Annotated in this window: 29 protein-coding genes; 25 read left to right on the top strand and 4 right to left on the bottom strand. The window is 38.2% G+C overall.

Annotation, left to right across the window (positions count from 1 at the left end; translation table 11 throughout):
* Positions 1–123: 123 nt before the first annotated feature.
* Positions 124–774 (top strand): manganese efflux pump MntP, encoded by a 651-nt coding sequence (locus AC21OH_RS10885; protein WP_487371519.1) that lies wholly within the window; start codon positions 124–126, stop codon positions 772–774.
* A gap of 22 nt (positions 775–796) precedes the next feature.
* On the opposite strand, the gene AC21OH_RS10890 is transcribed toward AC21OH_RS10885, so the two are convergent.
* The gene (locus AC21OH_RS10890) at positions 797–1,132 is read right to left on the bottom strand and encodes an ArsR/SmtB family transcription factor (protein WP_487371520.1); all 336 of its coding nucleotides are present in this window, start codon (positions 1,130–1,132) and stop codon (positions 797–799) included.
* A 656-nt stretch (positions 1,133–1,788) separates the two neighbouring features.
* Between AC21OH_RS10890 and AC21OH_RS10895 the strand changes: the two genes are divergently transcribed.
* Positions 1,789–2,499: a class I SAM-dependent methyltransferase gene (locus AC21OH_RS10895; protein ID WP_491140423.1), complete on the top strand. Its 711-nt coding sequence runs from the start codon at positions 1,789–1,791 to the stop codon at positions 2,497–2,499.
* Between the two features lie 109 nt (positions 2,500–2,608).
* Positions 2,609–3,016 (top strand): hypothetical protein, encoded by a 408-nt coding sequence (locus AC21OH_RS10900; RefSeq protein WP_487371415.1) that lies wholly within the window; start codon positions 2,609–2,611, stop codon positions 3,014–3,016.
* A gap of 27 nt (positions 3,017–3,043) precedes the next feature.
* Here the strand turns inward: AC21OH_RS10900 and rlmF are convergent, their stop codons facing one another.
* Positions 3,044–4,012, bottom strand: coding sequence for a 23S rRNA (adenine(1618)-N(6))-methyltransferase RlmF (rlmF, locus tag AC21OH_RS10905; protein WP_487371414.1), 969 nt, complete (start codon positions 4,010–4,012; stop codon positions 3,044–3,046).
* 194 nt (positions 4,013–4,206) lie between these two features.
* On the opposite strand from rlmF, the gene AC21OH_RS10910 reads away from it, so the two are divergent.
* The 3 genes from AC21OH_RS10910 to AC21OH_RS10920 all read left to right on the top strand — a co-directional run bounded on the left by AC21OH_RS10910 (position 4,207) and on the right by AC21OH_RS10920 (position 6,496).
* Positions 4,207–5,013: a crotonase/enoyl-CoA hydratase family protein gene (locus AC21OH_RS10910; protein ID WP_487371413.1), complete on the top strand. Its 807-nt coding sequence runs from the start codon at positions 4,207–4,209 to the stop codon at positions 5,011–5,013.
* 1 nt (position 5,014) lies between these two features.
* Positions 5,015–5,452: a hypothetical protein gene (locus AC21OH_RS10915; protein WP_487371412.1), complete on the top strand. Its 438-nt coding sequence runs from the start codon at positions 5,015–5,017 to the stop codon at positions 5,450–5,452.
* A gap of 96 nt (positions 5,453–5,548) precedes the next feature.
* A complete protein-coding gene (locus tag AC21OH_RS10920) occupies positions 5,549–6,496 on the top strand; it encodes an AEC family transporter (RefSeq protein ID WP_487371411.1) in 948 nt (315 codons plus the stop codon).
* A 316-nt stretch (positions 6,497–6,812) separates the two neighbouring features.
* Here the strand turns inward: AC21OH_RS10920 and AC21OH_RS10925 are convergent, their stop codons facing one another.
* Both AC21OH_RS10925 and AC21OH_RS10930 read right to left on the bottom strand, forming a co-directional pair.
* Complete coding sequence (locus AC21OH_RS10925; protein ID WP_487371410.1) at positions 6,813–9,599, bottom strand: N-6 DNA methylase; 2,787 nt, start codon at positions 9,597–9,599, stop codon at positions 6,813–6,815.
* Between the two features lie 16 nt (positions 9,600–9,615).
* Positions 9,616–10,497, bottom strand: coding sequence for a DNA-methyltransferase (locus AC21OH_RS10930; RefSeq protein ID WP_487371409.1), 882 nt, complete (start codon positions 10,495–10,497; stop codon positions 9,616–9,618).
* A gap of 168 nt (positions 10,498–10,665) precedes the next feature.
* On the opposite strand from AC21OH_RS10930, the gene AC21OH_RS10935 reads away from it, so the two are divergent.
* From AC21OH_RS10935 to AC21OH_RS11025, 19 genes are all read left to right on the top strand, one after another.
* Entirely contained in the window at positions 10,666–11,121 is a 456-nt protein-coding gene (locus AC21OH_RS10935) for a GNAT family N-acetyltransferase (protein ID WP_487371408.1), read from the top strand.
* A 244-nt stretch (positions 11,122–11,365) separates the two neighbouring features.
* On the top strand, positions 11,366–12,823 hold the full coding sequence (locus AC21OH_RS10940) for a PAAR domain-containing protein (RefSeq protein WP_487371407.1): 1,458 nt from the start codon (positions 11,366–11,368) through the stop codon (positions 12,821–12,823).
* Between the two features lies 1 nt (position 12,824).
* Complete coding sequence (locus AC21OH_RS10945; protein ID WP_487371406.1) at positions 12,825–13,373, top strand: peptidase associated/transthyretin-like domain-containing protein; 549 nt, start codon at positions 12,825–12,827, stop codon at positions 13,371–13,373.
* Positions 13,374–13,382: 9 nt separating this feature from the next.
* Positions 13,383–13,934, top strand: coding sequence for a peptidase associated/transthyretin-like domain-containing protein (locus AC21OH_RS10950; protein WP_487371405.1), 552 nt, complete (start codon positions 13,383–13,385; stop codon positions 13,932–13,934).
* A 10-nt stretch (positions 13,935–13,944) separates the two neighbouring features.
* Entirely contained in the window at positions 13,945–14,490 is a 546-nt protein-coding gene (locus AC21OH_RS10955; protein WP_487371404.1) for a peptidase associated/transthyretin-like domain-containing protein, read from the top strand.
* A gap of 9 nt (positions 14,491–14,499) precedes the next feature.
* Positions 14,500–15,051, top strand: coding sequence for a peptidase associated/transthyretin-like domain-containing protein (locus tag AC21OH_RS10960; RefSeq protein WP_491139708.1), 552 nt, complete (start codon positions 14,500–14,502; stop codon positions 15,049–15,051).
* Between the two features lie 10 nt (positions 15,052–15,061).
* Positions 15,062–15,613, top strand: coding sequence for a peptidase associated/transthyretin-like domain-containing protein (locus AC21OH_RS10965; RefSeq protein WP_491139710.1), 552 nt, complete (start codon positions 15,062–15,064; stop codon positions 15,611–15,613).
* A gap of 10 nt (positions 15,614–15,623) precedes the next feature.
* Positions 15,624–16,169, top strand: coding sequence for a peptidase associated/transthyretin-like domain-containing protein (locus tag AC21OH_RS10970; RefSeq protein ID WP_487371700.1), 546 nt, complete (start codon positions 15,624–15,626; stop codon positions 16,167–16,169).
* A 9-nt stretch (positions 16,170–16,178) separates the two neighbouring features.
* Positions 16,179–16,724: a carboxypeptidase-like regulatory domain-containing protein gene (locus AC21OH_RS10975; protein WP_487371701.1), complete on the top strand. Its 546-nt coding sequence runs from the start codon at positions 16,179–16,181 to the stop codon at positions 16,722–16,724.
* Between the two features lie 10 nt (positions 16,725–16,734).
* The gene (locus AC21OH_RS10980) at positions 16,735–17,280 is read left to right on the top strand and encodes a peptidase associated/transthyretin-like domain-containing protein (RefSeq protein WP_491139713.1); all 546 of its coding nucleotides are present in this window, start codon (positions 16,735–16,737) and stop codon (positions 17,278–17,280) included.
* A 9-nt stretch (positions 17,281–17,289) separates the two neighbouring features.
* Positions 17,290–17,835 carry a peptidase associated/transthyretin-like domain-containing protein gene (locus AC21OH_RS10985; RefSeq protein ID WP_487371706.1) on the top strand — a complete coding sequence of 182 codons (546 nt, stop codon included), beginning with the start codon at positions 17,290–17,292 and terminating at the stop codon, positions 17,833–17,835.
* A 9-nt stretch (positions 17,836–17,844) separates the two neighbouring features.
* Positions 17,845–18,396, top strand: a complete 552-nt coding sequence (locus AC21OH_RS10990; protein ID WP_487371707.1) for a peptidase associated/transthyretin-like domain-containing protein — start codon at positions 17,845–17,847, stop codon at positions 18,394–18,396.
* Positions 18,397–18,406: 10 nt separating this feature from the next.
* Complete coding sequence (locus tag AC21OH_RS10995) at positions 18,407–18,958, top strand: peptidase associated/transthyretin-like domain-containing protein (protein WP_491139715.1); 552 nt, start codon at positions 18,407–18,409, stop codon at positions 18,956–18,958.
* A 10-nt stretch (positions 18,959–18,968) separates the two neighbouring features.
* A complete protein-coding gene (locus tag AC21OH_RS11000; protein WP_491139717.1) occupies positions 18,969–19,520 on the top strand; it encodes a peptidase associated/transthyretin-like domain-containing protein in 552 nt (183 codons plus the stop codon).
* 9 nt (positions 19,521–19,529) lie between these two features.
* Positions 19,530–20,075 (top strand): carboxypeptidase-like regulatory domain-containing protein, encoded by a 546-nt coding sequence (locus AC21OH_RS11005; protein WP_491139719.1) that lies wholly within the window; start codon positions 19,530–19,532, stop codon positions 20,073–20,075.
* A 9-nt stretch (positions 20,076–20,084) separates the two neighbouring features.
* Positions 20,085–20,630, top strand: coding sequence for a peptidase associated/transthyretin-like domain-containing protein (locus tag AC21OH_RS11010; RefSeq protein WP_491139721.1), 546 nt, complete (start codon positions 20,085–20,087; stop codon positions 20,628–20,630).
* 10 nt (positions 20,631–20,640) lie between these two features.
* Entirely contained in the window at positions 20,641–20,811 is a 171-nt protein-coding gene (locus AC21OH_RS11015; RefSeq protein WP_487369918.1) for a hypothetical protein, read from the top strand.
* 60 nt (positions 20,812–20,871) lie between these two features.
* Positions 20,872–21,294: a hypothetical protein gene (locus AC21OH_RS11020; RefSeq protein WP_487369915.1), complete on the top strand. Its 423-nt coding sequence runs from the start codon at positions 20,872–20,874 to the stop codon at positions 21,292–21,294.
* 12 nt (positions 21,295–21,306) lie between these two features.
* Complete coding sequence (locus AC21OH_RS11025; protein ID WP_487369913.1) at positions 21,307–21,774, top strand: hypothetical protein; 468 nt, start codon at positions 21,307–21,309, stop codon at positions 21,772–21,774.
* The last annotated feature ends 55 nt before the right edge of the window (positions 21,775–21,829 follow it).

Here is a 21,829-nt window from a genome sequence, read left to right on the forward strand (position 1 = left end):
TAAACCTACTTTAGCAGTACTTGAGCCCAATTGCCCTCTCACCATTTTATAGCTCTTCGACTCTAGTTTTAAGGTGGTTTTACTAAAATGCGACTTTAGCAGCTAAACAAAGGTATAAATGATGTGATTGAAGTCATTCTATTAGCGATTGCTCTAGCGATGGATGCCTTCGCGGTCTCGATTGGTTTAGGGGCTAAACAGTCCACCGCTGTCCCTAGTGATACTACTGAATCTAATACTCAATCCAAGCCCGCCATCAATCGTGCCATCCTAGTACTGGCTTTACTCTCTGCACTCTATTTCGGGATAGCTCAGGGCATCATGCCCTTAATAGGTTACTTATTAGGGTCAGCGATAATTGGATGGTTAGCCTCTGCCGCCCCATTGATAGGCGGTATCCTATTGGTTGGTTTGGGTCTCAAGATGCTTTATGAAGCGTTTAGTGGCGGTCCTGATAAGTTACTACCTGATGAGCTACTAAGCAGCGAACTCAACAAGGGTTCCGAAAACAATAGACGCACGATAACAACAGATCATAAGTTAATGCTGTCACTGGCAATCGCCACCAGTATTGATGCGCTCGCTGCCGGTTTTACTTTAAATTTACTAGATATTAATGCATGGCTTGCTTGTTTTATTATTGCGATCATAACCGCTATGTTTGGCTTTGTGGGAGCCTACTTAGGATACAAGTCAGGCACTTGGCTAGAAGATAAAGCCGAAATATTGGGCGGATTGGTATTGATAGCGATTGGGGTTAATATGGTTTTATAAAAACAACATAAAAAAGCTTTGGTTAATCTGTGGTTTGATTCTTTTCGGCTAAACGCTTGCTCTCCTTTTTTAAAGGGCTACCCTTAGGGCAAAAGTTTGCGGTGAAATTAACCAATGTAGAAATTAAATTATCTTCTACGATTGAATAATAAACATACTGACCTTTTTTTTCACTTTTAACCAAACCTGCCCCTTCTAAGATTTTTAAATGCTTAGAAAGTGCAGGTTTACTCATTTCAAAACGTTCGGCTATATCGCTTGGCGTCAACGTAGCACTCGATAGATAACTTAGAATTAAACGCCTAGGTGTCGATGAGAGCGCTTCAAAGACTTTAGCTGACTCTTTATTATCGGACATAATTCACCTCTGGATTTTATGATGGATTTAAATATAGGGAATACAAGCTGTTAAATTCAAACCACAGAACATAATTTAAATGATAATAAACCGTTAAGCCTTTATAACATATTAAATTCTACGGCTACTAACGTCTATTATAAAACTTTCTGATAAATTAACTTGATTTATTCAGATATTATAATACAATAATTAACTAATTAGTTAAATAACTAATTATCTATATGGTTGTTATATCAAGTGGTTAATTAACCTTCATCATGACTTAAAATAAATAGTATAGGAAAAATCCAATGTTAAAAGCGAACACTATGGAAGGTGTAAAACATAAATGTCAACTTTCCACTCCGTTTGAACCACACTATAAACAAGAGCGATCAACTAAACTGCAAACTTGTCACTCCTATTGTGAAGCTCAACCTATCTTTGTCCAACTCGGTGAACCTGAGACTTGTAGCGTGCACACTCGTAGTCTGCGATATCATAATTCTCAGATGGGGTATATATTTCAAACCTATCCTAACTCCCTTATACATGAAAAACAGGCGTTGCATAATTCAAACGAAAACGCCTCATAATTTAGCCCTACAAACGACAATGTATTTGCCAGAATTGCCAGTCGCTATGATTTAATATGCAACTTATTTAGTTTCGGTATACATCACCTATGGAAACGTCGATTTATTGAGTTTATAAATAAAGAACGCTGGCATAACCTACTCGATATCGCGTCAGGAACAGGGGAGATAGCGTATAAGTTATTAACACAACATCCCGAAATTTTTCCAGAGTCTACTGGTAACCAGTTATATACATTCATCGCTGACAAGCCACCATATTCATTCAAGACGTCATCTCACTGCAATACACCAGCGCTTCCGCAAATAATAATATCTGACCTAAGTGACGAAATGGTGCACGCCGCTAGATTAAAACTTAATAAGTATCAAAGATATCTTAAGTTCATGGTGTTAGATGCGCATGATTTGACAAATGTAGCATCAAATAGCCAAGACGTAGTCAGCATATCAATGGGGTTAAAGCTACTCAATAGACAAAAGGCGCTGAGGGAGGTGTTTAGAGTACTAAAACCAAATGGTAGACTCATATCGATAGAAGTATCCATTATTCCGATTGCTTGGCTACATAAATGTTACCTAAAAGCCTTATCCATCATCATTCCTATTATAGCTAACCTTACGGCAGAAAAAGGCCGGTCAGTATATCGGTATCTACTTCAAGGCATTCGGGATATCCCAACTGCCAGTAAGTTAGCTAAAGAAATAGAAGATATTGGTTTTGTTGATGTGGCATTTGAGCGTCTCAATTTGGGCGTTGTGGCAATACATAGTGCGCGAAAAACGTAGTGGTGGTTTTTAGAAATGCTGTTTACAAAGGTTTAAGACAAAACTTATTCAATAAAAAGATAAGATAAAACATACTAAACTATTAGGAATCACTATGTCTAGGAGTCACATGTCATATTCTAAAGCCAGCTTTTTTAGTGCTTTAAGCGTTTTTACAGCCTCATTTGTACTTACTGCTTTAATATTTAGTTATGGGGGTGCATATACGATGATTGTTGTCGGTTTGATTGTCTCGGTTATTGCAACCTTAATAGGCATAGTAGGTTGTTTATTCATCGCTATACCAACCTATATGTACTTTAAATCACGCAACATCGACAATCCAATAGTGTTTAATATGATAGGTTTTATAACGCCTATGCTCGTCATTTTGCTTCCAATACAAATACCTGAAAACGGAGTTCAAAACGGAGGGAATATATTTGGATTTAGTATCATCATGGGCTTGTTTGGATTATTGGCTATGAGTGTCTTTTGGTATTATATGAATCAAGAGATAGATAAAGAACTGACTTAAGATTAAAATATAATCAAATATAGAGTGCTAACGATATCGCCACGCCAATATACGCGTCGCTTTTTGACCATGTTGCATATTGATGGTTTTAATCTGTCTGGCGCCCACTTCTCTTAACAGCGCATCAAGCGCTTTTAGATTCTCAGCTTTTGAGACTAATGTTGTAAACCAATTGACTTGATCGGCATACTGTACACTCTCTTTAATCATCTGACTGATAAAGCCAAGTTCGCCACCTTTGGTCCACAGCTCGGCATTTTGACCCCCAAAGTTAAGATTGTTAGACGCATCCCCTTGTTTATTAACTAGCTTTGAGTTCGGATTGCGGCGCGCACGATTTTTTTGCAATTTAACTTGCTTACGTCGATTGGTCTCTAACACCTCCTCCATTGAGCCATGAAAGGGCGGGTTACACACTGTAATATCAAAATAATCATGTTCTCCAATAATACCTTTAAAGATATGTTTGCGGTCTGGCTGCTGTATGACATTCGCGCGTTTTTTTAGGTTTGAGTTCAGCTCACAGATTGTTTTTGCGGTTCGCACCGATACTGGGTCAATATCTGTCGCAGTAAAATACCAACCATAGCTTTGGCTACCAATAATAGGGTAAATACAACTGGCGCCGGTTCCTATATCTAATACATGCGGTTTTTTATTCTCCGATCCACTATCATTATTATGCAATAAATCCGCCACTTGGTGAATATAATCAGCACGGCCAGGAATAGGCGGACACAAATAACCCTTGGGCAAATCCCAATACTTAATGCCGTAATGTAGCGCCAGCAGGGCTTTATTTAGAGTCAGGACGGCGTCTGCGTCAGAGAAGTTAATCGTCGGCTCACCGCTAGGGTTCGCAATCGTGTGCTTCGCCAGTTCAGGCAACGCTTTGGTTAATTTTTCGAAGTCATAACGACCCTGATGCGGATTGCGTGGATGCAGTCTGCTTTTAGAAGGCGTTGGTTTGCGATTAGGGTACGAAGGTTGTGTCATTGTGATTTAAACATCCAAAAAGTAGGTAATATGCTGTAACGGTTAGTTTAACAGATTTACCGATATTAAACGCTTAACTCAATCGTCAAGTTACCCAGCACTATATCGCCCTAAACAGTATAGGATAGATACAGTTAACATAATTAATCAGCCAACTTAAAACAAACAACCATAAAATTAAAAAGGAGCTCCCCATGACAGATCATGATACATGCACCGCAAAAATTGAGCGCATCACCTATCAAACCGATGGCCATATCTGCCTAATTGGTCTGAACAGAGCCAACAAACGCAACGCCTTTGATAGTCATATGATTGCGCAATTGTCAGATGCCCTAACCCGCTATGAAGCTGATAGCGAGCTACGCTGTGCGCTAATTTTTGCCCATGGCGAGCACTTTACCGCAGGGCTGGATTTAATGGAACTACAAGACAAACTTGATAAAGGCGTGTTTGATTTTAATGATAGCCAAATCGACCCGTGGGGCATCAGTGGCAAACAGCGTACCAAGCCAGTCGTGGTTGCCGTACAAGGCACCTGTTTTACTGCTGGTATTGAGCTGATGTTAAATGCCGATGTCGTGGTAGCCAGTAGCGATTGCAACTTTGCGCAAATGGAAGTACAGCGTGGCATCATGCCGTTTGGCGGCGCAACCGTGCGTTTTGTAGCGGCAGCAGGGTGGCAAAAAGCAATGCCGTATTTACTTACTGGTAAAGCCTTTGATAGTGAAACTGCTGACAAATTGGGCTTGGTCAGTGAGGTTGTAGAGCAAGGCACACAGCTTGAACGTGCTAAGCAATTGGCAAATGAGATTAGTAAAGCTGCACCGCTTGGGGTACAAGGGGTTTTGGCATCTGCACAGGATGCCGTACGCAATGGTGCATCAACTGCATTTGATAATATTCATGGCTTTTTACCGCCACTGTTTAACTCAGAGGATGCCAAAGAAGGGGTAATGGCAATGGTTGAACGCCGTGAAGCTCATTTTAAAGGCCGGTAATATGCATGATTCTTTGATATTCAGTGGTAAAGCCGCAATGGACACCGACTACAAATACAATCTAGGTTTATTCTTTATAAACTATCTTATTGTATGTGTCTTAAGTTATGATTTTTTAACACGGCATGTTTTTCATCAACATCCTATACAATTTTTATTGCTGTTTGGCATAGTGGGTGTGGGCATCGCTGCTTTGATATCTAAATTAAAGACTTTTATCCCACTAAAGACACTAGTGGTCAATATCTTGTCATCTGTGATAGCTGCTTGGATTTTTATTGCGCTATATGATGACTGCGGTGGCGCCGGTTGTGATAGAAACCTCCAAGATTATTTATACCTCACCTTTTACTTATTTATGATTTTGAAGTTTTATATTCCTATACCCGTCATAACTGTTATCTACGCGCTACTAAAAGCTAATAATACGTCTAAATAAAGGATGGGCTTTTATTAGTATCGTTATATGCCTTTGAATACTACGAGAGTTCTGAACGTGTTATTCCTCCCATGCCGATAAAAGGCGAACACTTACATGTTAGACATTATCAACATCACTGCACCGATTTTTATCATAATCGCACTGGGCTATTTAAGTGTTCTCACAAACCTTATTGACCCGCGCCATGCCAAAGGTATGGGCGCATTGGTGATGAACATTGCACTGCCTGCGCTCATGTTTAATGCGATTGCAGACATGCCGTTTCAGGAAGTGATATCACCGAGCTACTTGCTGATCTATGCCACTGGCTCGATCATGGCATTTATAATAGGGGTTATTATAACCAAAGGGATTTGGCGTCAAGATAATGTCACAGCAGCGCTCAACTCTACCGCTTTGTCCTACTCTAATACCGCTTTTATTGGTTTTGCCGTGCTGTCAGCGGTTATCGGGGCGACAAAAGCCGCTACCTATTTATCCATGGTGGTGCTCATAGAGAGTTTCATCATGTTACCAATGCTATTTATCATGGCAGATATGAGCAAGGACTCGGACAAAACTTTAGGGCAAGTGCTTCGCGGTATTGGCAGAAACTTATCCCGCAACCCCTTAATCATCGCCATTGTGGTCAGTGTCAGCTTCTCTATTTTTAGCATTCCTATTCCCCAAATCGTGTCCGAAACTGCAATAATATTAACCGGTGTTGCCGCCCCAGTTGCCCTGTTCGTTATTGGTATGAGCTTGTATGGTTTACAGTTTAAGGGTGATTTACCTAAGCTTACGACCATTGGCTTGGGTAAGCTTATCGTGCATCCATTGATGATACTACTTGCCATTATGCTGATTCCAAATGCCTCTATAGAAAACAAATATGTCGCCATGCTATTTGCGTCAGCACCCACCTTCTCGACCATTGCGATTATTGGTCAGCATTATGGTCTGGTTGAGCGGGTATCGGCAATTGTCATTATTTCGACAATTGGCTCGTTTTTTAGTATGAGTGCGGTGCTGATTTATTGGGAGATGACAGTTGGGTTTTAGAGGATAAAGGAAGGTTTAAACGTCAGCTAAATAGGTCTGGAGCTGTCCCCGCTTTTTGCTACTATCTGCACGCCATGACGAGGCATGCGCTAAGCGATGTGGCGTCGCATGCTTCGCGCGCCACCGCATCGCAAGCGTATGCAACTCGCCCTGTCATGCAGTATATCCGCGTCAATCGGGGCTAGCGGTGACATCACTACCTTACAGGTATGCATTGTGGTTTGAATATGTTGCTTAATTGGTCTTTATTTAAATTAAACTTATTAATGAGAAATACCGGAGCATCATTTTGTAAGGCAAAATCTACCCAGAGTTTTTAGTAGGTATTCTTAGCTTCTAACCTAATAGATACTAATTTTAATAAGCTGTCGTATATCACAGTTTGCAAATGAGCGACTCCAAAAGCTTCTAGCACTACTTTATCAAAGGCTATTCTATCTTCAGACTCAAGCTCCTCGTCTATATTATAAACAATTCTTGAATCAGAAAGAAATGGCTTAAAAGCATCCTTAATGGCTTTTTTTTGGTCTTTCGTTAAGGTGTTTGGATTAAGCATAGACATATACTTGAAATTATCTGCCTTTAAATCTAAAGCTCCCAAACCTCTACCAAAGCCTGATGCTTCAATTAAAAAGTAGGCTATCGTAGTGTTTAGAAGAGCATGGATTAAGTCGATATCTAAACCTTCGATTACTTTGAAACAAACTACTCTTTGGTCAATAAACACATCTTCTTTAATTTTGGCGTAGAAAAAACGCTCTGAGATATTTAAGTTTATTACGAAATCAGTTGGTTTTTGTTGGGGTAGAATATGCCAATTATCACCTTTATTTTTTAAAGACAATGTGTTTGGTTCGCCATTAGCATTCTTAAAGGATTGAATCCATCTATATATGCCTTTCTTGTTAAATCTTTTAAGTTCGTCTTCAGTATAAGGACAAACCAATACCTTAAAGCCGGTGTCTCCAGTAACAAAGTAATTTTTAACATTTCTAACATTTTTTAACAAAGGTTTGAGAAATTCAACTTCGATATCAGTAGTAATATCATTTTTGTGATAGAAGAATTTATTATCACCACTTTTTATCCCTCTACTAGATTTTAAAATTGCAGATATTTTTACTAATGGTAGTTCAAACATCCAATCGCAATCGACAAATTGAGAAGTTAAATTAACACCTAGTTTTAAAAAATAAAAAACCTCATTGGTATTCACTGTCCTTATATCCAAAGACTCGCTATTATTTACACTTCCAGATATGATTTGAGAAGATAAAACTGACATATAATCATCACTTTCTAAGTCAGTTAGTGGACGCTTTAATGTTACGAAGTCTATATTTTCTAAACTATGGTCTCCTGACTTTCTTTTTTCAAGTATAAGGATATTAGTTACTACTTCACTGTTATTAAACCAACGTCCAGCCCCAGACGTAATGACAGTCTTTAAATGATAAAGTCCAATCAAATGTTTAAAAAAGATAATTCCCCAATCTGTGCCTAACCATGAGTTTGAAATAATAATGCCAAGTATGCCACCCTCTTTTAGTAGTGGATACACTTGAAAAGGTATGTAAGCATATATATCAGATTTTTTATTTAAAGCTAAAGGCACTTCGTTATCTAAAAAATCATATTCATCAGGAAGGTTATTTACGACAGTTTCAATAGCATCCTCAAAAGTTTTTCTGCCATCTTGAGAAATGAAAGGTAAATTGCCTAAAACTGTATCAAATTGACCTAATTCTTCTTTATGACTTGTACCGGTTCTTGGGTCTTTAATAGTGACCTGATAAGATGGTTCTAGTGAGAAAATATCTTCATTAAACACTTTTATAGGTATGTCAATACTATTCGGTTTTGCCAGTGCAAAAGTGGTCATTTGGTTCGCATGATAGTCTAAGTCACTGGCATAAATTGCATTGTTGGCTTCTTTTGAGTTACTCACCTTAAGCTTGGCTTCAAGTGCTTCTCTTATAATTGTTCCTGACCCTGAGCAAAAATCAGCAACTTTATCTTTTTTAATATTATTGATAGACAGCGCCACTAACAACTTTGCAAGAGGCTTAGGAGTGGTATATTGACCTTTTAGTTTACGAGAGCCAATACTTACAGTCTCTTCTAATATATTTGATAATTGAGATTGTTCAATCTCACCAATTCTTAAGTCAGTTAATAAATTATTCAATGAAAGAAAATCTGACCAGATAGAGGCGGGTAATAAACTCATACCTATGCTTGGAGAAAAAATAGTCCAAAAATTGCACTGATTTGATATTTGGCTAAATATCTCTAATGCTTCTTCTACGGTTGTAGAATTATCTATGTTGTTAAGAAAATTACGAGCGGAAGAACTGGATGACGTTAAAATATGAGCAAAAAGAAATTTACCTAGCCAATTAATTAAGATAGCTCTTGAAAGTGCGTCAATTTCACGTTTTTCATTTTTAGCATCATATTCTTGACTATTTTTATACAACCATAAAGTAACTTCTGCTTTGAAACGTTTATCTGTATTAAATTTACTAATTAAAGCATCACTTAAGGTATCGGTGTTTTCAAGTATTAATGACGTTATACCACCGCTACTATAGGCATCAATAAAACGCTTACCTGATAGCGATCCATCATCGAGATAATTATTGACTGTGTCGATTATCTCACGGCATAGTTTTTTCCATTTATTAGAATAACGCTTGACGTCCTCTCTAGTTTTTATTTCGGTTAAATCATCCCAAACTTTTGCAAGCTCGAAGTCTTTATTTTCTAAGTTTAAAATATAAAAATGAGCGCATTTCACGTTCCATAAAATAAAACTGTCAAGACCTAAAACCTCAGCTTTCTTTTTAGCATTTGCATAAAATTCATAATCATTAATATTGGTGTCAGGCATTTTAAGTTCCCAACCTTGCAAAATCTTTGCAGACTCGCTATCTCCATAGAGTAAAACATCAGGAAATAAGCTACTTCCGTCAGGGTTATTAACTGTACTTTCACCACCAGCTTCTTTAATAGGGCGTTCAATTGAGCTGACATAAGATTTAATGTATGCAATCAAATCAATTGCCCATGAACGCTCGTTGTAATTGGTTTTGAAATTCATGATTTACTCTTCTTAGTTATTCAAACAAAGGGTCTACCATAAATACCCCTTTTTTTCTTAGCTGGTCATTTTTGGCGTTAGGTTGTAAAAAAGACATCAGTGGTGGAAGCTCATCTTTGAAATTAGAAGTATCCTCAACCTCTTTTAATCTTTGTTTAGCAACCTCAATGTAATCAATCGTTTCTTTTTTAAATAAATGGACGTCGTCATTTTTTTCAATACCAATAAATCGTCTTTGTTCCATAGCAGCAGCAACCAAATATGACCCACTACCAAAGCAGTTATCTAAAACCGTATCGCCTTTTTTGGTAAAGGTGCGAATCAAGTAACGACCGAGTGCCACAGGCTTTTGTGTTGGATGCCAAACCCTACCTCCTTTTTCACTCTCAGATGTCTTGCAGTAGATGGTATCTGTCGGATATCGCTCACCCTCGCTTTTTACATGCACAGGTTTGAAGTCGCCATAACTGCCTGTATATTGATCTTTTCTAACGCCTTTATCGTATGCTTCGGCAGGAAACATCATGGGTGTATAGTTCGGTTGTTTTTTATAAAATACACAAATATCTTCGTGCTGACGTAAGGGTTGTTTCTTGGCATTTAGAAAATTAGTAGACTTACTTTTAACCCAGACAAGCTTATACTTAAAGATTTTTTCATTACTTAAGATAAGCTTGGCAGTAAACACACCTTGTGAGTTTAGGACAATAGCACCTCTAGGCTTTATAATACGCTCGTACTGCGCCCATAATAAATCTAAGGGAATGACACTGTCCCACTTATTTTGAGTGGTACCAAATGGTAAGTCACAAAGTATCATATCAATTGAGGCATCAGGAATATCTTTCATAATATCTAGACAGTCGCCTTGATATATCTCGCCACCTAAATATGTCATAAAATTATCGTCCTAAATATCCGCTATGTTGTCATAATAATAAAGCGTAGACAATATAAATAATATTTCAATTTATTCTGTGCGACAACTAATGTCGTCTCTATAAATATCTTTCGTAAAACCTTGTATTGTACTTTAAATTACTTAATATTTACATAAGAGTTCACCATGACCCTCCTCCAAATGACCCTAAACGACTACGATGCCGTCTACAACCTATGGATTAACACGCCAAACATGGGGCTTAATGATATAGATGATTCACGGCAAGGTATTGAGCGTATGCTAAAGCGCAACCCAACTCTAAGCTATGTTGCAGAGAGTGATGATGAAAATGAAAACAAACAAATTGTTGGGGTGATTATCGCAGGCGAGGACGGTAGGCGTGGTTATTTCTATCATACCGCAGTACATTTAGACTATCGTCATCAAGGCATCGGACAACGGTTGGTAAAACAGGTATTGGATGTGATGAAACAGCTACACATCTCTAAAGTCGGCTTATTTATCTTTAAGCGCAACGATATTGGTAATGGCTTTTGGGAGAAAATGGGCTTTAACATTCGTGATGATATTTACTATCGTAACAAAGCAATTATCGAGCTTGAGCGGATAGATACCTGACTACTCAGCGTAAGGCTGGTATGTGATAGCTTAGTTTTGGCTTAGCTTCTGAGTGTTTGTAGGAGGCTTGATAGGGTGCGTCATATAAAATAGCCATTACCGCCATAACTAAGTGATAGGATAATCTGTTCTAATATATTAATATTACTTAAAAATTAATGAATCCTAGCCTATTTAAATACGTTTAATGTTAATATTAATCTTTAAACGATACCTTAACAACTAAAGTCAAACGGTGATAATTATGGCAGCCTACATCACAGTCGGTGCAAAAACCACGCATGGCGGTACCGTTATCTCAGGCTCACCCCATTCCACTCATAATGGTATACCCATCGCTCGAAAAGGCGATAAAGTCATCTGCAAGAAATGTAAAAAGGTCACGACTATCATTACGGGTGATCCGACCTTTATTGTGGATGGTCAACCCATATCAAGACACGGTGATGTCACCAGTTGCGGTGCAAAACTCATTGCGATTCAGCAGTCGTTTGCATTCTCTGACTTTGAGGTTGGCGGTATTGAGCCTTTGCAGTTTAATAAGTCTAATTTTAGTGACTTTTTTAATACAGATAAAGAGGCGTCGCCCGCCCTTGAGATTAAAGATGTGTCGCTTTATAAAAACGAGTTTGTACCGTTAGGCGTGCCCAAATTTGGTGAGCCTGAAGCTGAGGGTTTAAAACACAGTAAGTTCACTATCGAAATTAAGATAAAACAAGGCTCATATAGCAAATTAACCGTCTTAGGCGGTAGTGGCTTAAGCGATGTGATTGAGGAGCGCACCGATACATTTAACGCAGGTCAAACGGTTGAGATTGAGTGGGATGGATTTATCAACGATATTTACGACAGCCGATGGTTTACCGATAAAAACAACCGTCCTGCCATTAAGGTACAAGGGGTGAATGCATCAGGTGGCACTGACGAGCATACCTATGAGATTGAAACAGAGTTTAAAGATGAGAAATGGGCAGATGTGGTCATTGATAGAAGTAAAAAACGAATTGATGTGACTATGAGGGTAAATATTGATCCAAATATACAAGTTGAGGGCATCAATCCTAATGCCCGTACTATCGCTGAAATACAAAGTGCGCCCGAGTACAAAAACAGTATTCCAATATTAAAAAGACAAACAAAAACCAATCAGCAGTTACGCGATTTGGTCATCGCCGGGATGAATAAATATTGGAGTCGTAATAGTACGACACATACCTTAATCACACCCAGTATCACTGTTAATGGGGTCTCCTATGAGGTATTCGTTAATACAGTCATTACTGACCAAAACGCACTACCACAAGCCAAAGTGACCTTTAATACCAATAATGAATGGGGACGTTCAAACAGTTTCCCTATTTTTAGAAACGTTTTTTATAACGTAGGTTATATTAAGTATGGTTCAATTTGGGCTTATGACTCTGAAGCAAAAGCCGATAATCGCTTTAGAGGGACATTTGCTCATGAAATGGGGCATTCAATCGTTTGGGACTATAGAGGCGCTTGGGAGTCATTGACTCATGAAGGCAGTTCTACCCTTTGGCAAAATATTAATGGTGATTATAACTATCCTACCACTGGCGAACTGGATTTAAATAAATATGCAGGTAACCGTAAACCGCCAGATTTTTACGAACGTGTAGTTGCAAATGAAGATGATGTAAAAGGCTTGTTATGGGTCTCTAGACTTGAGGAAGATTAGTATGAATATGAGAACGTTTTATCCAACTTTACTTTTAATTTTATTGGCCAGCACAACAGGTTGTCAAACAAAAGTGATTTATGCAACGCCAGAAATATCAGGGCAAGTAATCGATAAGCAGACCAATCAGCCTATTGAAGGTGTTCAAGCTGTCATTGGTGGTCCAGCCCTTGATTATACTGACCAACAAGGTCGTTTTACGGTACCACCCATAACTTACGAGTATACAATCAATACACCAAACCATCAGGAAGTTAGATCTATTGGAGATGCTAGTTTCTTGATTTATAAACAAGGTTATGAAATAAAGTCATATGCCAATGGAGGATTGTCATTTACACCTAATAAGCCATATACTGAAAAAATTTATGTAAATATGGGCAAGGTCTATTTAAACCCTGTCCCTGTTGGCAAAGAAGGTGAGTACAAAACTTACTATCTAACTCTAGATTTTTGCAAACCCACTGAATCACAAAAAGAGGTTGATTGTATCCCTGTGCCTGAGGGTAAGACTTATGCAGAAGTCAGTCCCAATCAGCCAATGGATTAAAGGGATAACATGAAGCATAGAACGCCATATCTAATCACATTTATTATTACACTAGCCAGCTTAACAGGCTGTCAAACAAAAGTAATTTATGCAACGCCAGAAATATCAGGGCAAGTGATTGATCAGCAGACCAATCGGCCTATTGAAGGGGTAAAGACCGTTATTGGAGGCCCAGCCCTTGACTATACTAATGAACAAGGACGTTTTTCAGTACCACCAATTACTTCTGAATACATATTCAGTAAACCAAACCATAGACTAACTATGGCTAAAGGAGGAGCAAGTTTTATGATCTATAAACAAGGTTATGAAATAAAGTCATATGCAAACGGAGGATTAGCTAAACCTTACTCGACTAAACCATATACCGAAAAGCGCTATGTGGGTATGGGCAAGGTCTATTTAAATCCTGTACCTGTTGGCAAAGAAGGTGAGTACAAAACTTATTATCCAACTCTAGACTTTTGCAAACCCACTGAATCACAAAGAGAGGTTGATTGTATTCCTGTACCTGAGGGTAAGACTTATGCAGAGGTCACTCCAAATCAGCCGTTGGATTAAGAAGGGTGAAATGACAACCAAAACAATTTATCTTACTTTATTTGCCCTTTCAGTAGCCAGTTTAACGGCTTGTCAATCTAAAGTGATTTATGCGACACCAGAAATATCAGGGCAAGTGATTGATAAGCAGACCAATCAGCCTATTATGAAAGTAAACGCAAGTATAAACAATAAACAATTTGATACTACTGACGCTCAAGGTAGCTTTACGGTACCAGCTATTACAATAAAGTATACGCTCAATATACCAAGTCACCAAGAAATGACTGCTATGAGAGATGCTAAGTTAGTATTTAACAAATTAGGATATGAAGAGAAATCCTATGTAATTAGTGAATTAGGCTCTTTACCCATGTCTTTTATTAAGAAAACATCTATTGATATAGGACAAATTTATCTGAACCCTGTACCTGTTGGCAAAGAAGGTGAGTACGAAACTCATTATCCAACTCTAGACTTTTGCAAACCCACTGAATCACAAAAAGAGGTTGATTGTATCCCTGTACCTGAGGGTAAGACTTATGCAGAGGTCACTCCGAATCGGCCATTGGATTAAAGGGATAATATGAAGCATAAAACGGCATATCTAACCACACTTATTATTACACTAGCCAGTTTAACAGGCTGTCAAACAAAAGTAATTTATGCGACACCAGAAATCACGGGACAAGTGATTGATAAAGGGACCAATCAGCCTATTGAAGGGGTAACGACCGTGATTAATAATGAGGCTTTGGACTATACTGATAGTAATGGTCAGTTCAAGGTACCTCCTAGTACTTTTGAATATTCAGTTAGATCTCCAGACTATCAAACAATAAGATCTATGGGAGTGGCAAGGTTTTTAATTTATAAACAAGGCTATGAAATTAAATCCTATAGGAATGGGGGATTGGCTAAACCTTACTCGACTAAACCATATACTGAAAAGCGCTATGTCGATATGGGCAAGGTTTATTTAAACCCCGTCCCTATTGGCAAAGAAGGTGAGTACAAAACGCACTACTCAATATTAAATTTTTGCAAACCTACTGAATCACAAAGAGAGGTTGATTGTATTCCTGTACCTGAGGGTAAAACTTATGAAGAAGTGAGTCCGAATCGGCCATTGGATTAAGAAGGGTGAAATGACAACCAAAACAATTTATCTCACTTTATTTGGCCTTTCTGTAGCCAGCTTAACGGCCTGTCAAACAAAAGTGATTTATGCGACACCAGAAATATCAGGGCAAGTGATTGATAAGCAGACCAATCAGCCTATTGAAGGGGTAAAGACCGTGATTGATAATGAGGCTTTGGACTATACTGATAAATATGGTCGATTCACTGTGCCGCCTAGTACTTACGAGTATACAGTCAATACACCAAATCATCGAGAAGTCATGTCTGTAGGCGGTGCTAGTTTTATGATCTATAAACAAGGCTATGGAATAAAGTCATATGCAAACGGAGGATTGGCTAAACCTTACTCAACTAAACCATATACCGAAAAGCGCTATGTCGATATGGGCAAGGTCTATTTAAACCCTGTCCCTGTTGGCAAAGAAGGTGAGTACGAAACTTATTATCTAACTCTAGACTTCTGTAAACCTACTGAATCGCAAAGAGAGGTTGATTGTATCCCTGTACCTGAGGGTAAGACGTATGCAGAGGTCAGTCCAAATCAACCGTTGCATTAAGAAGGGTGAAATGACAACCAAAACGATTTATCTCACTTTATTTGCCCTTTCAGTAGCCAGTTTAACAGGCTGTCAAACAAAAGTGATTTATGCGACACCAGAAATCTCAGGACAAGTAATCGATAAGCAGACCAATCAGCCTATTGAAGGGGTAACAACCGTTATTGGTGGTCCTGCCCTTGATTATACAGACCAACAAGGTCGTTTTACGGTACCTCCAATAACTTACGAGTATACAATCAATACACCAAACCATCGGCAAGTGAGATCTATGGGAGGAGCAAGTTTTACTATTTATAAGTCAGGTTATGAAATAAAGTCATATGCCAATGGAAGATTGGCGTCTATACCTAAACTGTATACTGAAAAGCGCTATGTGGATATGGGCAAGGTCTATTTAAACCCTGTACCTGTTGGCAAAGAAGGTGAGTACGAAACTCATTATTCAACTCTAGACTTCTGCAAACCCACTGAATCACAAAGAGAGGTTGATTGTATTCCTGTACCTGAGGGTAAGACTTATGAAGAGGTCAGTCCGAATCGGCCATTGGATTAGGGGAATTACATGAAGCATAGAACGCTATATCTAATCACATTTATTATTTCAGTAGCCAGCTTAACAGGTTGTCAAACAAAAGTGATGTATGCGACACCAGAAATATCAGGGCAAGTAATCGATAAACAGACCAATCGGCCTATTGAAGGGGTAAAGACCGTGATTGATGATGAAGCTTTGGACTATACTGATAAATATGGTCGATTCACTGTGCCGCCTAGTACTTATGAGTATAGAGTCAATGCACCAAGCTATCAAGAACTTACGTCTAATGGGAATTATAGTTTTATGATCTATAAACAAGGCTATGAAATAAAGTCATATGCAAATGGAGGATTGGCGTCTATACCTAGAAAATATACTGAAAAGAGCTATGTCGATATGGGCAAGGTCTATTTAAACCCTGTACCTGTTGGCAAGGAAGGTGAGTACGAAACTTATTATCTAACTCTAGACTTTTGCAAACCCACTGAATCACAAAAAGAGGTTGATTGTATCCCTGTACCTGAGGGTAAAACTTATGAAGAAGTGAGTCCGAATCAGCCATTGCATTAAGAAGGATGAAATGACAACCAAAACAATTTATCTCACTTTATTTGCTCTTTCAGTAGCTAGCTTAACAGGCTGTCAAACAAAAGTGATGTATGCGACACCAGAAATATCAGGGCAAGTAATCGATAAGCAGACCAATCAGCCTATTGAAGGTGTTCAAGCTGTCATTGGCGGTCCAGCCCTTGATTATACTGACCAACAAGGTCGTTTTACTGTTCCGCCTATAACTTATAAGTATACAGTTAATGAACCAAATCATCGAGAAGTCATGTCAGAAGGTGTGTCGAGGTTTCTAATTTACAAGTCTGGCTACGAAATTAAATCATATAGAAATGGAGGATTGGCGTTTATACCAAAGCCATACACTGAAAAAAGTTATGTCAATATGGGCAAGGTTTATTTAAACCCTGTACCTGTTGGCAAAGAAGGTGAGTACGAAACTCATTATTCAACTCTAGACTTCTGCAAACCCACTGAATCGCAAAGAGAGGTTGATTGTATCCCTGTCCCTGAGGGTAAGACTTATGAAGAGGTCAGTCCCAATCAGCCGTTGGATTAGAAGAAAAATATGAAGCATAGAACGCTATATCTAATTACGCTTATTATTACTCTAGCCAGCTTAACAGGCTGTCAAACAAAAGTGATTTATGCGACGCCAGAAATCTCAGGACAAGTAATCGATAAACAGACCAATCAGCCTATTGAAGGGGTAAAAACCGTCATTGGTGGTCCAGCCCTTGATTATACTGACCAACAAGGTCGTTTTACGGTACCACCTATAACTTATAAGTATACCATTAATGAACCAAATCACCGAGAAGTTATGTCTAGAGGAGTGGCAAGTTTCGATATTTATAAACAAGGTTATGAAATAAAGTCGTATGCAAACGGAGGATTAGCGTCTATACCTAGAAAATATACTGAAAAGAGCTATGTCGATATGGGCAAGGTCTATTTAAACCCTGTCCCTGTTGGCAAAGAAGGTGAGTACGAAACTCATTATTCAACTCTAGACTTCTGCAAACCCACTGAATCACAAAGAGAGGTTGATTGTATCCCTGTACCGGAGGGTAAGACTTATGCAGAGGTCACTCCGAATCGGCCGTTGGATTAAAGGGATAAAATGAAGTATAGAACGCCATATCTAATTATATGTATTATTACTCTAGCCAGCTTAACAGGTTGTCAAACAAAAGTGATTTATGCGACACCAGAAATATCAGGACAAGTGATTGATAAGCAGACCAATCTGCCTATTGAAGGGGTAAAGACCGTTATTGGTGGTCCTGCCCTTGACTATACCAACAAACAAGGTCATTTTATTGTGCCTCCAATAACTTACAAGTATACAATCAATACACCAAACCATCGGGAAGTTATATCTATTGGAGATGCTAGTTTTATGATCTATAAACAAGGCTATGAAATAAAGTCATATGCAAACGGAGGATTGGCTAAACCTTACTCAACTAAACCATATACTGAAAAGCGCTATGTCGATATGGGCAAGATCTATTTAAACCCCGTCCCTGTTGGCAAAGAAGGTGAGTACGAAACTTTTTATCCAATTCTAGAATTTTGCAAACCCACTGAATCACAAAAAGAGGTTGATTGTATCCCTGTACCTGAGGGTAAGACTTATGCAGAGGTCACTCCGAATCGGCCATTGGATTAAGAAGGGTGAAATGATAACCAAAACAATTTATCTTACTTTATTTGCCCTTTCAGTAGCCAGTTTAACAGGCTGTCAAACAAAAGTGATTTATGCGACACCAGAAATATCAGGGCAAGTAATCGATAAGCAGACCAATCAGCCTATTGAAGGTGTTCAAGCTGTCATCGATAGTCAAGCGTTAGATTACACTGATAAATATGGTCGATTCACTGTACCGCCTAGTACATATGAGTATAAGTTCAATGCACCAAGCCATCAAGAACTTATGTCTAATAGAGTCTCAAGTTTCTTGATTTATAAACAAGGCTATGAAATTAAATCCTATAGGAATGGGGGATTGGCTAAACCTTACTCGACTAAACCATATACTGAAAAGCGCTATGTTGATATGGGCAAGGTCTATTTAAACCCTGTACCTGTTGGCAAAGAAGGTGAGTACGAAACGCACTACTCAATATTAAATTTTTGTAAACCTACTGAATCACAAAAAGAGGTTGATTGTATCCCTGTACCTGAAGGTAAAACTTATGCAGAGGTCACTCCAAATCAGCCGTTGGATTAAGAAGGGTGAAATGACAACCAAAACAATTTATCTTACTTTATTTGCTCTTTTACTAGCCAGCTTAACAGGCTGTCAGACAAAAGTGATTTATGCGACACCAGAAATATCAGGGCAAGTGATTGATAAGCAGACCAATCAGCCTATTGAAGGGGTAAAGACCGTGATTGATAATGAGGCTTTGGACTATACTGATAAATATGGTCAGTTCAAGGTACCTCCTAGTACTTTTGAATATTCAGTTAAATCTCCAGGCTATCAAACAATAAGATCTATGGGAGTGGCAAGGTTTTTAATTTATAAACAAGGCTATGAAATTAAATCCTATAGGAATGGGGGATTGGCTAAACCTTACTCGACTAAACCATATACTGAAAAGCGCTATGTTGATATGGGCAAGGTCTATTTAAACCCTGTACCTGTTGGCAAAGAAGGTGAGTACGAAACTCATTATTCAACTCTAGACTTCTGCAAACCTACTGAATCGCAAAGGGAAGTTGATTGTATCCCTGTACCTGAGGGTAAGACTTATGCAGAGGTCAGTCCCAATCAGCCATTGGATTAAAGGGATAACATGAAGCATAGAACGCTATATCTAATCACATTTATTATTTCAGTAGCCAGCTTAACAGGTTGTCAAACAAAAGTGATTTATGCGACACCAGAAATATCAGGGCAAGTAATCGATAAACAGACCAATCGGCCTATTGAAGGGGTAAAGACCGTGATTGATGATGAAGCTTTGGACTATACTGATAAATATGGTCGATTCACTGTGCCGCCTAGTACTTATGAGTATAGAGTCAATGCACCAAGCTATCAAGAACTTACGTCTAATGGGAATTATAGTTTTATGATCTATAAACAAGGCTATGAAATAAAGTCATATGCAAATGGAGGATTGGCGTCTATACCTAGAAAATATACTGAAAAGAGCTATGTCGATATGGGCAAGGTTTATTTAAACCCCGTCCCTGTTGGCAAAGAAGGTGAGTACAAAACTTACTATCCAACTCTAGGTTTTTGTAAACCCACTGAATCACAAAAAGAGGTTGATTGTATCCCTGTACCTGAGGGTAAGACTTATGAAGAGGTCAGTCCCAATCAGCCGTTGGATTAGAAGAAAAACATGAAGCATAGAACGCCATATCTAACCACACTTATTATTACACTAGCCAGCTTAACAGGCTGTCAAACTAAAGTAATTTATGCAACGCCAGAAATATCAGGGCAAGTGATTGATAAGCAGACCAATCAGCCTATTGAAGGTGTTCAAGCTGTCATTGGCGGTCCAGCCCTTGATTATACTGACCAACAAGGTCGTTTTACTGTTCCGCCTATAACTTATAAGTATACAGTTAATGAACCAAATCATCGAGAAGTCATGTCAGAAGGTGTGTCGAGGTTTCTAATTTACAAGTCTGGCTACGAAATTAAATCATATAGAAATGGAGGATTGGCGTTTATACCAAAGCCATACACTGAAAAAAGTTATGTCAATATGGGCAAGGTTTATTTAAACCCTGTACCTGTTGGCAAAGAAGGTGAGTACGAAACTCATTATTCAACTCTAGACTTCTGCAAACCCACTGAATCGCAAAGAGAGGTTGATTGTATCCCTGTACCTGAGGGTAAGACTTATGCAGAGGTCACTCCAAATCAGCCGTTGGATTAAGAAGGGTGAAATGATAATCAAAACAATTTATCTTACTTTATTTGCTCTTTCAGTAGCCAGCTTAACAGGCTGTCAAACAAAAGTAATTTACGCGACACCAGAAATATCAGGGCAAGTGATTGATAAAGAGACCAATCAGCCTATTGAAGGTGTTCAAGCTGTCATCGATAGTCAAATGTAGGATTACACTGATAAATATGGTCGATTCACTGTACCGCCTAGTACATATGAGTATACGGTAATGACACCAAATGGAGAGATTTATTTTCCCAAAGGGCACTATAAAGCTGATTATTCACAAGAGTCTAATAGTTACAAACATTTATTTATTCATGAAATGGTTCACGTTTGGCAATCTCAGTTAGGATATCCAGTGGCAACTAAAGGACTTTTATTACATCCTTATTGTAAAATGGAAGGTTGTGATCCTTATAATTATTTTTTAAGTAGCAGTAAAAAACTTTGTGATTATAATATGGAGCAACAAGGGGATATTATTGCTGACTATTTTGCCTATTATTGTTTGAGTTTACCTGTAGTGAAAGTAAGGGGTACCGTATCTTCGTCTGGGTATAGTTATCGCAATTATAAATGTAATTACTTATTGACCCTGTCAGACTTTTTAAATGATCCTAATAATAGAAATAATTTACCCAACTCTTAAAGGCTGAGTTAGATGTATAAAAACTATTTGAATAACTTAATAGTATTGGTTGGAGTAGGTTTAGGTATGTCATGTGCATACAGTAACCCTTCACACAAAATTCCTGTTAGACTTGATGTAGAATTCTTTATAAATGTAGATAATAAGTTATGCTTTAACCCCGACTTTGCGACAGCAAATATCTCATCTAAACCTTATAATTTAGATGAGATATCTAATGTTTTCTATAGTCTAGATCTAATTAGCCAAAATGAACTTATACCTATATGGGAAGATAATTTACCTAAAGAAGAAAAGTATCGAGGATTACCTATATGCTCAGATGAAAGCGTTAATGATTTATTAAATATTAATAATGAATATGCATTTTGTTTGAGAGGTATGGAGCCTAAAGGAAATTACAATGTTGTGGCATGTCCAGGTTTTATTTATTACGAAAATAATCTCATAAAAATTGAGAAGCGGTTATCATCTGAGTAACACATTTTATAATCAAGGATTGAGATATAATTATTTAATAGTATTAACTTGTTTA

The sequence above is a fragment of the Psychrobacter sp. CX10 genome (genome assembly GCF_057621575.2).

Bases quoted from the DNA above. Each gene is read 5' to 3' on its own strand.
- AC21OH_RS10900 (WP_487371415.1), top strand. From the start codon at position 2,609: ATGTCATATTCTAAAGCCAGCTTTTTTAGTGCTTTAAGCGTTTTTACA.
- AC21OH_RS10910 (WP_487371413.1), top strand. From the start codon at position 4,207: ATGACAGATCATGATACATGCACCGCAAAAATTGAGCGCATCACCTAT.
- AC21OH_RS10920 (WP_487371411.1), top strand. From the start codon at position 5,549: ATGTTAGACATTATCAACATCACTGCACCGATTTTTATCATAATCGCA.
- AC21OH_RS10990 (WP_487371707.1), top strand. From the start codon at position 17,845: ATGAAGTATAGAACGCCATATCTAATTATATGTATTATTACTCTAGCC.
- AC21OH_RS10935 (WP_487371408.1), top strand. From the start codon at position 10,666: ATGACCCTCCTCCAAATGACCCTAAACGACTACGATGCCGTCTACAAC.
- AC21OH_RS11010 (WP_491139721.1), top strand. From the start codon at position 20,085: ATGAAGCATAGAACGCCATATCTAACCACACTTATTATTACACTAGCC.
- AC21OH_RS10940 (WP_487371407.1), top strand. From the start codon at position 11,366: ATGGCAGCCTACATCACAGTCGGTGCAAAAACCACGCATGGCGGTACC.
- AC21OH_RS11015 (WP_487369918.1), top strand. From the start codon at position 20,641: ATGATAATCAAAACAATTTATCTTACTTTATTTGCTCTTTCAGTAGCC.
- AC21OH_RS10890 (WP_487371520.1), bottom strand. From the start codon at position 1,132: ATGTCCGATAATAAAGAGTCAGCTAAAGTCTTTGAAGCGCTCTCATCG.
- rlmF (WP_487371414.1), bottom strand. From the start codon at position 4,012: ATGACACAACCTTCGTACCCTAATCGCAAACCAACGCCTTCTAAAAGC.
- AC21OH_RS10960 (WP_491139708.1), top strand. From the start codon at position 14,500: ATGAAGCATAAAACGGCATATCTAACCACACTTATTATTACACTAGCC.
- AC21OH_RS10915 (WP_487371412.1), top strand. From the start codon at position 5,015: ATGCATGATTCTTTGATATTCAGTGGTAAAGCCGCAATGGACACCGAC.
- AC21OH_RS11005 (WP_491139719.1), top strand. From the start codon at position 19,530: ATGAAGCATAGAACGCTATATCTAATCACATTTATTATTTCAGTAGCC.
- AC21OH_RS10965 (WP_491139710.1), top strand. From the start codon at position 15,062: ATGACAACCAAAACAATTTATCTCACTTTATTTGGCCTTTCTGTAGCC.
- AC21OH_RS11000 (WP_491139717.1), top strand. From the start codon at position 18,969: ATGACAACCAAAACAATTTATCTTACTTTATTTGCTCTTTTACTAGCC.
- AC21OH_RS10925 (WP_487371410.1), bottom strand. From the start codon at position 9,599: ATGAATTTCAAAACCAATTACAACGAGCGTTCATGGGCAATTGATTTG.
- AC21OH_RS10955 (WP_487371404.1), top strand. From the start codon at position 13,945: ATGACAACCAAAACAATTTATCTTACTTTATTTGCCCTTTCAGTAGCC.
- AC21OH_RS10975 (WP_487371701.1), top strand. From the start codon at position 16,179: ATGAAGCATAGAACGCTATATCTAATCACATTTATTATTTCAGTAGCC.
- AC21OH_RS10970 (WP_487371700.1), top strand. From the start codon at position 15,624: ATGACAACCAAAACGATTTATCTCACTTTATTTGCCCTTTCAGTAGCC.
- AC21OH_RS10995 (WP_491139715.1), top strand. From the start codon at position 18,407: ATGATAACCAAAACAATTTATCTTACTTTATTTGCCCTTTCAGTAGCC.
- AC21OH_RS10930 (WP_487371409.1), bottom strand. From the start codon at position 10,497: ATGACATATTTAGGTGGCGAGATATATCAAGGCGACTGTCTAGATATT.
- AC21OH_RS11025 (WP_487369913.1), top strand. From the start codon at position 21,307: ATGTATAAAAACTATTTGAATAACTTAATAGTATTGGTTGGAGTAGGT.
- AC21OH_RS10945 (WP_487371406.1), top strand. From the start codon at position 12,825: ATGAATATGAGAACGTTTTATCCAACTTTACTTTTAATTTTATTGGCC.
- AC21OH_RS11020 (WP_487369915.1), top strand. From the start codon at position 20,872: ATGACACCAAATGGAGAGATTTATTTTCCCAAAGGGCACTATAAAGCT.
- AC21OH_RS10980 (WP_491139713.1), top strand. From the start codon at position 16,735: ATGACAACCAAAACAATTTATCTCACTTTATTTGCTCTTTCAGTAGCT.
- AC21OH_RS10985 (WP_487371706.1), top strand. From the start codon at position 17,290: ATGAAGCATAGAACGCTATATCTAATTACGCTTATTATTACTCTAGCC.
- AC21OH_RS10950 (WP_487371405.1), top strand. From the start codon at position 13,383: ATGAAGCATAGAACGCCATATCTAATCACATTTATTATTACACTAGCC.